13 protein-coding genes and 1 riboswitch are annotated in these 13,851 nt (G+C 43.1%); of the genes, 10 read left to right on the forward strand and 3 right to left on the reverse strand.

What is annotated here, in order from left to right; all coding sequences use genetic code 11:
* Window positions 1-36 precede the first annotated feature (36 nt).
* From M1F56_RS01655 to M1F56_RS01670, 4 genes are all read left to right on the forward strand, one after another.
* Window positions 37-2,373 (forward strand): endonuclease MutS2, encoded by a 2,337-nt coding sequence (locus M1F56_RS01655; protein WP_247916661.1) that lies wholly within the window; start codon window positions 37-39, stop codon window positions 2,371-2,373.
* Window positions 2,374-2,541: 168 nt separating this feature from the next.
* A riboswitch (glycine riboswitch) is annotated at window positions 2,542-2,630 on the forward strand.
* A gap of 89 nt (window positions 2,631-2,719) precedes the next feature.
* Entirely contained in the window at window positions 2,720-4,042 is a 1,323-nt protein-coding gene (locus M1F56_RS01660; protein ID WP_247916662.1) for an alanine/glycine:cation symporter family protein, read from the forward strand.
* A gap of 131 nt (window positions 4,043-4,173) precedes the next feature.
* Window positions 4,174-4,722, forward strand: a complete 549-nt coding sequence (locus M1F56_RS01665; protein WP_084941052.1) for a carboxymuconolactone decarboxylase family protein — start codon at window positions 4,174-4,176, stop codon at window positions 4,720-4,722.
* A 109-nt stretch (window positions 4,723-4,831) separates the two neighbouring features.
* Complete coding sequence (locus M1F56_RS01670; RefSeq protein WP_084941050.1) at window positions 4,832-5,731, forward strand: TDT family transporter; 900 nt, start codon at window positions 4,832-4,834, stop codon at window positions 5,729-5,731.
* 23 nt (window positions 5,732-5,754) lie between these two features.
* On the opposite strand, the gene serS is transcribed toward M1F56_RS01670, so the two are convergent.
* The 3 genes from serS to M1F56_RS01685 form a co-directional block, all read right to left on the reverse strand.
* Complete coding sequence (serS, locus tag M1F56_RS01675) at window positions 5,755-7,029, reverse strand: serine--tRNA ligase (RefSeq protein ID WP_247916663.1); 1,275 nt, start codon at window positions 7,027-7,029, stop codon at window positions 5,755-5,757.
* A 213-nt stretch (window positions 7,030-7,242) separates the two neighbouring features.
* Entirely contained in the window at window positions 7,243-7,614 is a 372-nt protein-coding gene (locus M1F56_RS01680) for a DUF956 family protein (RefSeq protein ID WP_084921290.1), read from the reverse strand.
* A gap of 2 nt (window positions 7,615-7,616) precedes the next feature.
* On the reverse strand, window positions 7,617-8,981 hold the full coding sequence (locus M1F56_RS01685; protein ID WP_007520597.1) for an aspartate kinase: 1,365 nt from the start codon (window positions 8,979-8,981) through the stop codon (window positions 7,617-7,619).
* 281 nt (window positions 8,982-9,262) lie between these two features.
* Between M1F56_RS01685 and M1F56_RS01690 the strand changes: the two genes are divergently transcribed.
* The 6 genes from M1F56_RS01690 to fabD all read left to right on the forward strand — a co-directional run bounded on the left by M1F56_RS01690 (window position 9,263) and on the right by fabD (window position 13,834).
* Window positions 9,263-10,048: an enoyl-CoA hydratase gene (locus tag M1F56_RS01690; RefSeq protein ID WP_084872548.1), complete on the forward strand. Its 786-nt coding sequence runs from the start codon at window positions 9,263-9,265 to the stop codon at window positions 10,046-10,048.
* Between the two features lie 90 nt (window positions 10,049-10,138).
* A complete protein-coding gene (gene fabT / locus M1F56_RS01695; protein WP_049484270.1) occupies window positions 10,139-10,573 on the forward strand; it encodes a fatty acid biosynthesis transcriptional regulator FabT in 435 nt (144 codons plus the stop codon).
* On the forward strand, window positions 10,573-11,547 hold the full coding sequence (locus tag M1F56_RS01700; protein ID WP_247916664.1) for a beta-ketoacyl-ACP synthase III: 975 nt from the start codon (window positions 10,573-10,575) through the stop codon (window positions 11,545-11,547). The genes fabT and M1F56_RS01700 overlap by 1 nt, the downstream gene beginning before the upstream one ends.
* Before the next feature lie 56 nt (window positions 11,548-11,603).
* Window positions 11,604-11,828 (forward strand): acyl carrier protein, encoded by a 225-nt coding sequence (locus M1F56_RS01705; RefSeq protein ID WP_247916665.1) that lies wholly within the window; start codon window positions 11,604-11,606, stop codon window positions 11,826-11,828.
* Between the two features lie 118 nt (window positions 11,829-11,946).
* The gene (gene fabK / locus M1F56_RS01710) at window positions 11,947-12,921 is read left to right on the forward strand and encodes an enoyl-[acyl-carrier-protein] reductase FabK (RefSeq protein ID WP_000857452.1); all 975 of its coding nucleotides are present in this window, start codon (window positions 11,947-11,949) and stop codon (window positions 12,919-12,921) included.
* On the forward strand, window positions 12,914-13,834 hold the full coding sequence (gene fabD, locus M1F56_RS01715; protein WP_247916666.1) for an ACP S-malonyltransferase: 921 nt from the start codon (window positions 12,914-12,916) through the stop codon (window positions 13,832-13,834). The genes fabK and fabD overlap by 8 nt, the downstream gene beginning before the upstream one ends.
* Window positions 13,835-13,851 lie beyond the last annotated feature (17 nt).

The raw sequence follows: 13,851 nt of genomic DNA on the forward strand, positions 1-13,851 counted from the left end.
GCTATAATCTTATAAACAAGCATACAAGGAAAGAATATGAATACAAAAATACTAGAAACCTTAGAATTTAATAAAATCAAGGCCTTGTTTGAACCTCATCTCCTGACAGAACAAGGCTTAGAGGAGCTAAAAGGCTTGGCTCCAACTGCTAAGGTAGATAAGATCAAACAAGCCTTTACAGAGATGGAGGAAATGCAAGCCCTTTTTGTGGAGCAGCCTCACTTTACCATCCTAGCGACGCGTGAGATATCAGCTGTTTGCAAGCGTTTAGAGATGGGGGCGGACCTCAATATCGAGGAGTTCCTACTCCTCAAACGGGTTTTGCTTGCTAGCAGAGAGTTACAAAGTTTTTATGCCAATCTCGAAAACGTACGCTTGGAACAGTTGGCGAGATGGTTTGAGAAACTGCATGATTTTCCACACTTGCAAGGAAGTCTCCAAGCCCTCAATGACGCAGGTTTTATCGAGAATTTTGCCAGCGAAGAACTGGCACGCATCCGTCGAAAAATTCATGATAGCGAGAGTCAGGTCCGAGATGCCTTGCAAGACCTGCTCAAGCAAAAAGCGCAGATGTTGACCGAAGGGATAATTGCTAGCAGAAATGGTCGTCAAGTCTTACCAGTCAAGAACACCTATCGCAATAAGATTGCAGGTGTTGTTCATGACATCTCTGCCAGTGGAAACACAGTCTATATCGAGCCACGTGAGGTCGTGAAACTGAGCGAAGAAATCGCTAGTCTGCGAGCAGATGAGCGTTATGAGATGATTCGCATCCTGCAAGAACTATCGGAACGGGTTCGTCCTCATGCTGCTGAGATTGCTAATGACGCTTGGATTATCGGCCATCTGGATCTGATTCGTGCCAAGGTGCGTTTCATCCAAGAAAGACAAGCAGTTGTTCCTCAACTTTCAGAGAACCAAGAGATTCAACTCCTTCATGTTCGCCATCCTTTGGTCAAAAATGCTGTCGCAAACGATGTACACTTTGGTAAGGAATTAACGGCCATTGTCATTACAGGTCCCAATACTGGTGGGAAGACCATCATGCTCAAAACCCTGGGCTTGACTCAACTCATGGCCCAGTCAGGCTTGCCCATTTTAGCTGATAAGGGGAGCCGTGTCGGTATTTTCGAAGAAATTTTCGCAGATATTGGGGATGAGCAGTCTATCGAGCAAAGCTTGTCTACCTTTTCCAGCCACATGACCAATATCGTAGATATTCTTAGCAAGGTCAACCAACACTCGCTTTTATTGCTAGATGAGCTTGGGGCAGGGACCGATCCGCAGGAAGGTGCAGCCCTTGCCATGGCTATTTTGGAGGATCTTCGTTTACGTCAGGTTAAGACCATGGCGACGACCCACTATCCAGAACTCAAGGCCTACGGTATTGAGACAGCCTTTGTGCAAAATGCCAGCATGGAGTTTGATACAGCCACTCTGCGTCCGACCTATCGCTTTATGCAGGGAGTTCCTGGCCGAAGCAATGCCTTTGAAATTGCTAAACGCCTTGGCTTGTCAGATGTCATTGTCGGGGATGCCAGCCAGCAGGTCAATCAAGATAATGACGTCAACCGCATCATAGAACAACTGGAAGAACAAACACTAGAGAGCCGTAAACGCTTGGACAATATCCGTGAGGTGGAGCAAGAAAACCTCAAGATGAACCGAGCACTCAAAAAACTCTATAATGAACTCAATCGTGAAAAGGAAACTGAGCTCAACAAGGCGCGTGAACAGGCTGCTGAGATTGTGGCACTCGCTCTAAATGAGAGTGACCAGATTCTCAAGAATCTTCACAGCAAGTCTCAACTCAAACCACACGAAATTATTGAAGCCAAGGCTGAGCTGAAAAAACTAGCTCCTGAAAAAGTCGACTTATCTAAAAACAAGGTCCTTCAAAAGGCTAAGAAAAAACGAGCTCCAAAGGTTGGAGATGATATAGTGGTTCTCAGTTATGGACAACGTGGAACCTTGACCAAGCAGCTCAAGGATGGCCGCTGGGAAGCCCAAGTTGGTTTGATCAAGATGACCTTGGAAGAGAAAGAATTTGATCTTGTTCAGGCTCAGCAAGAAGCCCCAGTCAAGAAAAAACAAGTCAATGTCGTCAAACGTGCTTCTGGTCGTGGTCCGCAAGCCAGACTGGATCTCCGAGGCAAACGGTACGAAGAGGCCATGAATGAGCTAGATGCCTTTATCGACCAAGCCCTGCTCAATAACATGGCGCAAGTCGACATCATCCATGGTATCGGAACGGGAGTCATCCGTGAGGGCGTCACCAAATACCTACAAAGAAACAAGCATGTTAAGACTTTCGGCTATGCTCCACAAAATGCTGGTGGCAGTGGTGCCACCATTGTAACCTTTAAAGGATAGAGAGAAGAAGGATTCGCTCTTTCTGAAAAAAGAAATGAAAAGTCAAAAATTTTCATAGAAAATATTGACAAAGACTAACTTTTCTTGTAAAATAATAAAAAATTAAATACCAACACCGAATGAAGTTTAATAGAAGTGGAGAAAGGTTTGTTTTCCATGACTGTAAATGGACGGAACTCTGGAGAGACCGTAAAGGCACCGAAGGGGCAAGGCAGGTAACTGCTCAAACTCTCAGGTAAAAGGACAGAGCTAAGATAGACCGCTTTTTGGCATTTATCTAGGCATTCCAGAGTACATGTATCTTGCATGTGCTCTTTCTTTTGGGGTTGAAAGATAGGAGAAGGATATGTTAGAATTGCTAAAAGCGCTTGATGCTTTCGTTTGGGGACCTCCCCTCTTACTGTTATTGGTCGGAACGGGTATTTATTTGACCATCCGACTAGGCCTTTTGCAGGTTGCTCGTCTCCCTAAGGCCTTTCAGTTGATCTTTACCAAGGATAAGGGGCACGGCGATGTGTCGAGCTTTGCTGCTCTCTGTACGGCTCTAGCAGCCACCGTTGGTACGGGAAATATCATCGGAGTCGCGACAGCCATTAAGGTTGGGGGACCAGGGGCCCTCTTTTGGATGTGGATGGCAGCCTTTTTTGGGATGGCGACCAAGTATGCCGAAGGCTTGCTGGCCATCAAATACCGTACTAAGGATGCAAATGGAGCTGTAGCTGGAGGACCCATGCATTACATCCTTTTGGGGATGGGAGAAAAGTGGCGTCCACTTGCTATCTTCTTTGCTCTAGCGGGTGTATTGGTAGCCCTTTTAGGTATTGGTACCTTTACCCAAGTCAATTCGATTACAGAATCCATTCAAAATACAGCCCAAGTTGATCCAGCTATCACAGCTCTGATTTTATCCATTTTTGTAGGGGGTGCTGTCTTTGGGGGCCTCAAATCCATATCAAAAGTTTCGACAGCAGTGGTTCCTTTTATGGCTATTGTCTATATTTTAGGAACTCTTACGGTTATTCTCTTTAATATCGAGAAAATCCCGGCTACACTTGCCCTGATCTTTACTTCAGCCTTTAGTCCAGCTGCTGCGGTAGGCGGTTTTGCAGGTGCCAGCATTCGGATGGCTATCCAAAATGGTGTGGCGCGAGGAGTCTTCTCTAACGAATCTGGTCTTGGTTCTGCTCCGATTGCGGCGGCTGCAGCTAAGACAAATGAGCCTGTCGAGCAAGGCTTGATTTCCATGACAGGAACCTTTATTGATACCCTCATTATCTGTACGTTGACTGGTTTAACAATCTTAGTAACTGGTGTTTGGAGCGGAGATTTAAATGGAGTTGCCTTGACTCAGTCAGCCTTCTCAACAGTTTTTTCACACTTTGGACCAGCTCTTTTGACCATCTTCCTGGTACTCTTTGCCTTTACGACAATCCTAGGTTGGAACTACTACGGAGAGCGCTGTTTTGAGTTTCTCTTTGGTGTTCGTTTTATCTGGCTTTACCGTGTGGTCTTTGTAGTCATGGTCTTGTTGGGAGGATTTATCGAGTTGGATATGGTTTGGATTATCGCAGACATTGTCAATGCCTTGATGGCCTTACCTAACTTGATTGCCCTTTTGGTCTTGTCCCCAGTAGTTGTTGCTGAGACCAAAAAGTATTTTAAGCACTAACCCAATCACACTTTTAGTGTGATTTTTTTCATTTCATAGACAATTCCTATCATGGCGATTGAAAATATATATTATCCAAGGGGGAAATTCTATGATAGACTAAATGACAATAAAATGAAAAGAGGTTTCTTATGACAACATTTACCATCCACACAGTAGAATCAGCACCAGCAGAAGTAAAAGAAGTTCTTGAAACAGTACAAAAAGATAACAATGGCTATATTCCCAATCTGATTGGTCTCTTGGCCAATGCCCCAACGGCGCTTGAAGCCTACCGAACTGTCGGAGCCATCAACCGTCGCAATAGTCTGACACCAGTGGAACGCGAAGTAGTGCAAATCACAGCCGCCGTAACCAATGGTTGTGCTTTCTGCGTTGCAGGTCACACAGCCTTTTCAATCAAACAAATCCAGATGAATGATGATCTTCTCCAAGCCCTCCGTAACCGTACTCCAATCGAGACAGATCCTAAGCTAGATACTCTAGCCAAGTTTACCTTGGCAGTCATCAATACCAAAGGGCGTGTGGGAGATGAAGCCTTGGCTGAATTTTTGGAAACTGGCTACACGCAACAAAATGCCTTGGATGTGGTTCTCGGTGTTAGTCTTGCTAGCCTCTGCAACTATGCCAACAACCTAGCCAATACACCTATTAACCCAGAATTGCAACCGTATGCTTAATTCATATCTGAGAAAAAATGAAGTCTGAAATAATCCAACTTCGTTTTTTAAGTCCTCATTTAAGCGCTTTTATGCTATACTAATAATAACATGATTATTGGAGGCTCGGATGAAAAAGCTCCCCTTGGTATTCTCTGGCTTTTTATTAGGTTTAGCAGGTGCAGGAAATTTGATTGCAGATACTTGGCCAGTTCTGTCGCATTTATTGAGTCTGATTGGTTTGGTGTTGTGGATTTTCTTTTTGATTCTTCATCTTTTTAATTGGGAAGAAACCAAGCAAGAATTGACCAAACCCCCTCTTTTGTCAGGAATGGCGACCTTTCCCATGGCTGGAATGATTTTATCAACATATGTCTTTCGCTTGTTCCCTCATCTTCCTTTGCTAGCACAAGGGATCTGGTGGTTTTCATTTCTCTTGGATTTGGTCTTGATTGCTACTTTTACCATCAAATTTGCCTGTCCGGGTCGGAGGGTCAATGCGACTCCTAGCTGGACGGTGCTCTATGTGGGGATAGCAGTAGCAGCCTTGACCTATCCCCTTGTCGGCATCATTGAAATTGCCTATGTGACCTTGAGTTTTGGTTTTGTCTTGACCTTCTATCTCTATCCCCTTATTTATAGGGATTTAAAGAAAACTCCACTCCCAGCGGCCTTGCTTGGACAGGAAGGAATCTACTGTGCTCCCTTTTCTCTACTCCTGGCATCCCTAGTTCGAGTTGGAGGAGCAGGTTTACCGACTTGGCTCTTGATCGTCATGATTTTGGCATCTCAATCCTTCTTTTTCTTTGTTTTAACTCGCCTGCCTAATATTTTAAAACAAGGATTTCAACCAGCCTTCTCAGCCCTCACCTTTCCAACCATTATCACAGCTACTTCGCTCAAGATGGCTCAGGGAATTTTGAAACTTCCATTTCTGGATTATCTGGTGTTGGCTGAAACTGTTCTATGCCTAACTATTTTATTCTTTGTATTGGGTGCTTATCTGATTTGGTTACGAAAAAAGGTCTAGCTAGAAATAGCTAAACCTTATTTTTATGGTTTGATAACTTCAGCTCCACCCATATATGGACGAAGAACTTCTGGGATGGTCACAGCACCATCTGCGTTTTGGTAGTTTTCAAGAATTGCAGCCACTGTACGTCCAACTGCAAGTCCAGAACCGTTCAAAGTGTGAAGGAGTTTTACCTTGCCATCGGCTTCATCTCGGTAACGGATTTGAGCACGACGGGCTTGGAAATCTTCTGTATTTGAACAGCTTGAGATTTCACGGTAGGTATTTTGGGCTGGAATCCAAACTTCCAAGTCGTAAGTTTTTGCAGCTGAGAAGCCCATATCCCCAGTAGAGAGGGCAACGACACGGTATGGAAGATTGAGTTTTTGAAGAATATTTTCAGCGTTGGCTGTCATTTTTTCTAATTCTTCATAAGATTCTTCTGGTTTGGCAAATTTGACCATTTCAACCTTGTGGAATTGGTGCAGACGAATCAAACCACGAGTATCACGACCAGCAGAACCAGCCTCAGAACGGAATGATGGGCTCATAGCAGTGAAGTAGATCGGTAGGTCCTTTCCGTCAAGGATTTCATCGCGATAGTAGTTTGTCAAAGGCACTTCGGCGGTAGGAATAAGGACATAATTAGTGTCTTTCAATTCAAAAGTATCTTCCTTGAATTTTGGATATTGACCAGTACCAAACATAGAATCATGGTTAACCATGTATGGTGTGATGACTTCAGTATAGCCCTCTTTTCCATGTTCATCCAACATAAAGTTGTAGATAGCACGTTCCAAACGAGCACCAAGCCCTTTATAGAAGAGGAAGCGAGCACCAGTAACTTTTGCTCCACGTTCCCAGTCAAGGATACCAAGATCTTCACCAAGATCCCAGTGAGCTTTTGGTTCGAAGTCAAACTCACGTGGAGTACCCCAACGGCGGACTTCCACATTGTCATCTTCGTCAGCTCCGATAGGAACACTGTCAGCGGGGATGTTTGGAAGAGTAGTGGTAAATTCTGTCAATTTCGCATCGATGTCCGCCAATTCAGCATCCAAGGCTTTGACTTCAGCAGATAGGGTTTGCATTGCAGCAATCTTGTCATCGGCATTTTCCTTGTTTCGCTTGGCTTGGGCAATCTCAGCTGAAACTGTGTTACGTTCTGCCTTGAGGTTTTCAACCTTGACCAAGATGTTACGACGTTTAGCATCGATTTCTTTCATCTCATTTAAGATAGCAGCATCTACACCACGTGTAGCCAATTTTTCTGCGACAGCATCAAAGTCTGTACGAATACGTTTAATATCTAACATAAGAACTCCTTTATGAAAAAAACACACCTGACAAAGCGTTGGAGTGGCAGGGCCACGGTTCCATCCAACTTCACAGGTGTGCACTTGATTGTGTATGTAATTGTTACTAACGGTAGAATTTCACTTACCCCTCCTATCTGCTCGCAGCACCCACAGACTTTCTGAAAGAAGGAGATAACTTACTTATCCGTTGCTATGATTATACTAAAGTTTCTACTTTTTTGCAAATAGATTTTTGAATTTTTGACCAATGGTCTGGAGTAAAGTAGGAAGTTTCACAACCTTGTCATTGCCAAGTTTTTGCCGAGCGATTTTGAGAATAGCTCCAGAGTCTTTGGAAGCAAAGAGGAATTTTCCTTGATCAGTGAAGACTTCAAAGTGGCGACTGATTTTGCGGCCAGTTACGTTGGCTCCAATTTGCTGAATACTGGACCAGGGAATTTGGATATATTGTTCGACATTGACATCAGGATAAAACTCTAAGGCTTGATCCCCGACTAGAAATTTTCCGACTTTTCCAGAAATGGAGAGATAGGATGTTCCAGTGGTTTGTAGGTCAATGACTTTATTGAGTGATTGGGCCATGATTAATCTTCCTTACTTTCATCGAAAAAGGCATGATAGAGAGCCTTGATAGCTGCCTTTTCTTGCTCTTTATTGACAACAAACATGATGGAAACTTCACTTGAACCTTGGGACATCATCTGGATGTTGATCTTGTTTTCAGATAGAGCGCGTGTTGCAGTAGCTGTTACACCAATGTGGCTCTTCATCTTTTCTCCGACAATCATAATGATTGAAAGGTCGTGTTCGATTTCAGCATGGTCTACTTCGGCTTTTTGAACTAACTGACGCAGAATTTCTTCCTCCTTGATAGGAGTCAATTCACGGGAACGAAGGATGATTGAAAGATCGTCGATACCTGTTGGCATATGTTCCCAACCAATGTTAAGATCTTCAAGGATTTGAAGAATCTTACGACCGAATCCAACCTCGCGGTTCATAAGGTATTTTGACATGTTGATGCTGACGAATCCAGAATCACCAGCGATTCCAACGACTGGGAATTTATCGCTACTGTGTTTCAGAACGATACGAGTTCCTGGATGATCAGGATTATTGGTATTCTTGATGACAAGAGGGATTTTCCCGCGGTAGGCAGGTAGAAGGGCTTCATCATGAAGAACAGAAAATCCAGCGTAAGCCAATTCACGCATTTCACGGTAGGTTAACTCAGGAATGGAGTGCGGTTGATGAATAATACCAGGATGGGCAGCAAAGATACCGTCTACGTCTGTAAAGTTTTCATAGAGATCAGCCTTGACTCCAGCTGCGATAATGGAACCAGTAATATCTGAACCTCCACGTGAGAAGGTACAGATTTGATTTTCCTTAGTTACGCCAAAGAAACCAGGGATGACAAGGACTTCATTGCTATCAGCCAAGCCTTCAATCTTGTCATAACTAGATGGGATGATACGTGCGTTTCCTGGTTCACTTGTGACAATGATTCCAGCTTCTCTTGGATGAACATAGCGTGCGTCAATGCCGTTTTGGTTAAAGTAGGCTGCAATGAGTTTGGCATTGTTATTTTCTCCAGCCGCTAGGAAGGTATCATAGAGAAATTCATTGTCTTCTATAGGAAGAGTTACCAAGGCCCGAATGCTTTTAGAAATCTTTTCTAAAACGGCAGGTTTTAGGCCTAGTTCACTAACCATAGCGGCATAACGATCAATGATCCAGCTTTGGCTAGCGTTGATATCATTTCCCGCCACATAGTCGCGATAGTATTTAATCAAGGCATCGGTTACCTTCGTATCCTCAGCATTGCGTTTTCCGGGTGCAGAAACGACTACAAAACGGCGTTCCTTATCACTTTTAACGATGTTTAAAACTTTTTCTAACTGACCAGCAGAGGCAAGCGAACTTCCACCAAATTTTACAACCTTCATAAGGACTCCTCAAGTAAGTATTTTATACGATTATAGCAGAAAGAGGGGCATTTTTCAATGACGAAAATAACTTCCTATTATAATAGAAGAAAACACTAACTTATTCTGAAAAGCGATAACAGTTTAAAAATAAGTGGTCAAATTTCACTCACATTCATAAACTATGGGGAAATAATCAGCTGAGACACTTTCTTTTATTTTTTTCTTGCCTCTTTATCCAAAAAAAGGTATACTTTGATGATAAAACAATTTTATTGCCTTATAAAAGAAAAGGAGAAGCTATGAATCATATCTTATATCAGATCGTAGATGATCTTGCTATCATTACTTTGAATCGTCCCGAAGTGGCAAATGGTTTCCATATCCCAATGTGTGAGGAAATTTTAGAAGCTTTGACTCTAGCAGAGCAAGATCAAGCTGTGCAGTTCATCTTGATTAATGCTAATGGGAAGGTCTTTTCAGTTGGGGGAGACTTGGTTGAGATGAAACGAGCAGTAGACGAAGATGATATCCCTTCTTTGAATAAGATTGCAGAATTAGTCAATACAATTTCTTTTAAAATCAAGCAAATTCCTAAGCCTGTCTTGATGGAGGTAGATGGAGCGGTTGCTGGTGCTGCAGCAAATATGGCAGTAGCAGTTGATTTTTGTTTGGCGACTGACAAGGCAAAATTCATCCAAGCTTTTGTAGGAGTTGGCTTGGCGCCAGACGCTGGTGGGATTCATCTCTTGAGTCGTAGCATCGGGGTAACACGGGCTGCACAACTTGCCATGACAGGAGAAGCCTTAACTGCGGAAAAAGCGCTAGAATGGGGCGTGGTTTACCGTGTTTGTGAAGCTGATAAATTAGAAAAAACAAGAGAACAAGTTCTGAAAAAATTAAGACGAGGTTCAGCAAACTCATACGCAGCGATTAAAAAGTTAGTTTGGGAAAGTCAATTTAAAGATTGGCAAGATTATGCCGAATTGGAATTGAAACTGCAGGAATCTTTATCTTTAACTGAAGATTTTAAAGAAGGGGTTCGAGCACATTCTGAAAGAAGAAGACCAAAATTTTCAGGAAAATAAAAAAATACTTGCACAATTCTTTGAAGTTTGTTATACTTTTTCTATCAAATGTTTTGATTCTGAAAGTTTTTTGAGGAGGAGGGAAAAAGTTTGGACTACCAACAAGTAAATGATTATTTAACATCTATTTTCAATAACGTCCTTGTGATTGAGGAGGTTAGCTTACGAGGTAGTCGATTCAAAGACATCTCCATCAAAGAAATGCACACGATTGATGTGATTGGAAAGTTCCCTGAGGCGACGCCTAGTAAGGTTTCCAAAGAACTGATGGTGACCTTGGGAACAGTTACGACGAGCTTGAATAACCTAGAAAGAAAGGGTTACATTGAGCGTATTCGTTCTGATCAAGACCGTCGTGTGGTCTATCTGCATTTGACAAAGAAAGGTCGTTTGCTTCACCGCCTTCATAAACGATTCCACAAGGCTATGGTCGAAAAAATCATCGATGGCATGAGCCCTGAGGAAAAAGAAGTCATGGGCAGAGGCTTAACGAACCTTTATCAATTTTTGGAGGATTTGAAATAATGGCTTTTGCAAAGATAAGCCAGGTTGCTCATTATGTTCCAGAGCAAGTGGTCACTAATCATGACTTAGCCCAAATCATGGACACAAGCGATGAGTGGATTTCAAGTCGGACAGGAATTAAACAGAGACATATTTCAAAAACTGAGTCTACAAGTGACTTGGCGACAGAAGTAGCTAAGAGCTTGTTGGCTAAAGGGAGCTTAACAGCGGATAAGATTGATTTTATCATTGTAGCGACGATTACTCCAGATTCGATGATGCCTTCTACGGCGGCTCGGGTTCAGGCAAATATCGGAGCGCATAGAGCTTTCACCTTTGATTTGACAGCAGCTTGCAGTGGCTTTGTATTCGCTCTCTCAACAGCTGAAAAGTTTTTAAGCTCTGGACAGTTCAAGAAAGGAATTGTTATCGGGGCTGAGACCTTATCCAAGGCAGTTGATTGGTCTGATCGTTCGACAGCTGTTCTCTTTGGAGATGGTGCTGGTGGGGTTCTCTTGGAAGCGAGTGAAACACGACACTTCCTCGTCGAAAGTCTCTATACAGATGGCTCTCGGAGCGAGTGTTTGACTTATGGTCAAACGGCTTTAACTTCGCCCTTCTCAGAACAAGAAGCAGTTCCTGCTTTTTTGAAGATGGATGGACGAGCAGTTTTCGATTTTGCAAATCGAGATGTTGCTAGATCGATCAAAGAGACCATCGAAAATGGTCCAATAGCAGCATCGGAATTGGATTATCTCTTGCTTCATCAGGCAAATATCCGCATTTTGGATAAGATGGCTAAGAAAATCGGTGTAGACCGAGATAAGCTTCCTGCCAATATGATGGAGTATGGAAATACCAGTGCAGCAAGTATCCCGATTTTGCTCTCAGAGTGTGTGGAGAATGGCATGATTCGTTTAGATAGTAGCCAGACGATTCTCCTATCAGGCTTCGGCGGAGGTTTGACATGGGGCACACTCATTCTTACAATCTAGGTAATCATGTGGTAAACACATAGTTATAAAATTTTATATTTTAAAGGAGTCCTATCATGGCAGTATTTGAAAAAGTACAAGAAATTATCGTTGAAGAACTTGGGAAAGACGCATCAGAAGTAACACTTGAATCTACTTTTGATGATTTGGATGCAGATTCATTGGACTTGTTCCAAGTAATCTCTGAAATCGAAGATGCTTTTGATATCCAAATCGAAGCAGAAGATAGCTTGAAAACAGTTGGTGACTTGGTTGCCTATGTTGAAGAGCAAACAAAATAATTAACATATTACTAGAAGGAGTAGGGGAGACCCACTCCCCTCTTGTTTAGGTAATAGTTTGAAATTCAAATGATAAACTTATCGAACTATTACGTAAGCAAGGAATGATGGAGGCACTATGAAAACACGTATTACAGAATTATTGAACATTGATTATCCTATTTTCCAAGGAGGAATGGCCTGGGTTGCTGATGGTGACTTGGCTGGTGCGGTATCAAAAGCTGGTGGTTTGGGGATCATCGGTGGTGGAAATGCACCCAAAGAGGTCGTAAAGGCTAATATCGATAAAATCAAATCACTTACGGATAAACCTTTTGGTGTCAACATCATGCTCTTGTCACCTTTTGTAGAAGACATCGTTGATCTCGTGATTGAAGAAGGGGTTAAGGTGGTTACAACTGGTGCAGGAAATCCAAGTAAATACATGACTCGTTTCCATGATGCAGGCATTACAGTTATTCCTGTTGTTCCTAGTGTTGCTTTGGCAAAACGCATGGAAAAAATTGGTGCAGATGCGGTTATTGCAGAGGGAATGGAAGCTGGTGGACATATTGGGAAACTAACAACGATGACCTTGGTTCGTCAGGTTGCTGCAGCTGTTTCGATTCCAGTTATCGCAGCTGGGGGAATTGCGGACGGTGAAGGTGTCGCTGCAGGCTTTATGCTTGGTGCTGAGGCCGTTCAAGTCGGTACGCGTTTCGTAGTAGCTAAGGAATCTAACGCCCATCCAAAATACAAGGAAAAAATCTTAAAAGCGCGTGATATCGATACGACTATTTCAGCTCAACACTTTGGACATGCTGTTCGTGCCATTAAAAATCAGTTGACACGTGACTTTGAGCAGGCTGAAAAAGATGCCTTTAAACAAGAAAATCCAGATTTAGAAATTTTTGAACAAATGGGAGCTGGTGCTCTTGCTAAAGCCGTTGTTCATGGAGATGTAGAAGGCGGATCTGTCATGGCAGGTCAGATCGCTGGTTTGGTTTCTAAAGAGGAAACTGTCGAAGAAATCCTAAAAGATCTATACTATGGCGCAGCCAAAAAAATTCAAGAAGAAGCCTCTCGTTGGGCAGGAGTTGTAAGAAATGACTAAAACAGCCTTTCTATTTGCGGGTCAAGGTGCTCAGTATCTAGGGATGGGGCGTGATCTCTATGATCGCTATCCTATCGTCAAGGAAACCATTGACCAAGCAAGTCAGGTTTTGGGTTATGACCTTCGTGACTTGATTGATAAGGAAGAAACCAAGTTAAACCAGACTCGCTACACGCAACCAGCTATTCTAGCTACCTCCGTTGCTATTTACCGACTATTGAAAGAAAAAGGCTATCAGCCAGATATGGTGGCAGGACTGTCTCTCGGAGAATATTCGGCTCTTGTAGCAAGTGGTGCCTTGGACTTTGAGGATGCAGTTGCCTTGGTTGCTAAACGTGGTGCTTATATGGAAGAGGCTGCACCTGCAGGCTCTGGAAAGATGGTTGCTGTTCTTAATACTCCAGTTGAAGTGATTGAGGAAGCTTGCAAAAATGCTTCTGAAGTTGGAGTAGTGACTCCAGCTAACTACAACACCCCAAGCCAAATCGTTATCGGTGGTGAGGTGGCTGCGGTTGACCGCGCAGTTGAACTCTTGCAGGAAGCAGGAGCAAAACGATTGATTCCCTTAAATGTATCTGGTCCTTTCCATACAGCCCTTCTTGAGCCAGCCAGTCAGCAATTAGCTGGAGCTCTTGAGGAAGTGAGTTTCTCTGATTTTACTTGCCCACTAGTCGGCAACACGGATGCTACTGTTATGGAAAAAGATCGAATCCAAGAGCTCTTGACGCGTCAGGTCAAAGAACCTGTTCGTTTTTATGAAAGTATTGCTGTGATGCAGAATGCTGGTATGACCAACTTTATTGAAATCGGCCCTGGAAAAGTCCTATCAGGGTTTGTCAAAAAAATCGATAAAACTGCTAAGCTAGCTAATATTGAAGATCAGACAAGCTTGGATGCTTTGCTAGGAAACTAGTGACCCCTTCTCCCAGA

Source organism: Streptococcus oralis (assembly GCF_023109005.1).
Taxonomy (GTDB): Bacteria; Bacillota; Bacilli; order Lactobacillales; family Streptococcaceae; genus Streptococcus; species Streptococcus oralis_BU.

Excerpts from the sequence above, each read along its gene's own strand:
- M1F56_RS01655 (WP_247916661.1), top strand. The coding sequence starts at position 37 with ATGAATACAAAAATACTAGAAACCTTAGAATTTAATAAAATCAAGGCC.
- serS (WP_247916663.1), bottom strand. The coding sequence starts at position 7,029 with ATGTTAGATATTAAACGTATTCGTACAGACTTTGATGCTGTCGCAGAA.
- M1F56_RS01700 (WP_247916664.1), top strand. The coding sequence starts at position 10,573 with ATGGCTTTTGCAAAGATAAGCCAGGTTGCTCATTATGTTCCAGAGCAA.
- M1F56_RS01685 (WP_007520597.1), bottom strand. The coding sequence starts at position 8,981 with ATGAAGGTTGTAAAATTTGGTGGAAGTTCGCTTGCCTCTGCTGGTCAG.
- fabD (WP_247916666.1), top strand. The coding sequence starts at position 12,914 with ATGACTAAAACAGCCTTTCTATTTGCGGGTCAAGGTGCTCAGTATCTA.
- M1F56_RS01705 (WP_247916665.1), top strand. The coding sequence starts at position 11,604 with ATGGCAGTATTTGAAAAAGTACAAGAAATTATCGTTGAAGAACTTGGG.
- M1F56_RS01680 (WP_084921290.1), bottom strand. The coding sequence starts at position 7,614 with ATGGCCCAATCACTCAATAAAGTCATTGACCTACAAACCACTGGAACA.
- fabK (WP_000857452.1), top strand. The coding sequence starts at position 11,947 with ATGAAAACACGTATTACAGAATTATTGAACATTGATTATCCTATTTTC.
- M1F56_RS01690 (WP_084872548.1), top strand. The coding sequence starts at position 9,263 with ATGAATCATATCTTATATCAGATCGTAGATGATCTTGCTATCATTACT.
- M1F56_RS01670 (WP_084941050.1), top strand. The coding sequence starts at position 4,832 with ATGAAAAAGCTCCCCTTGGTATTCTCTGGCTTTTTATTAGGTTTAGCA.
- M1F56_RS01665 (WP_084941052.1), top strand. The coding sequence starts at position 4,174 with ATGACAACATTTACCATCCACACAGTAGAATCAGCACCAGCAGAAGTA.
- M1F56_RS01660 (WP_247916662.1), top strand. The coding sequence starts at position 2,720 with ATGTTAGAATTGCTAAAAGCGCTTGATGCTTTCGTTTGGGGACCTCCC.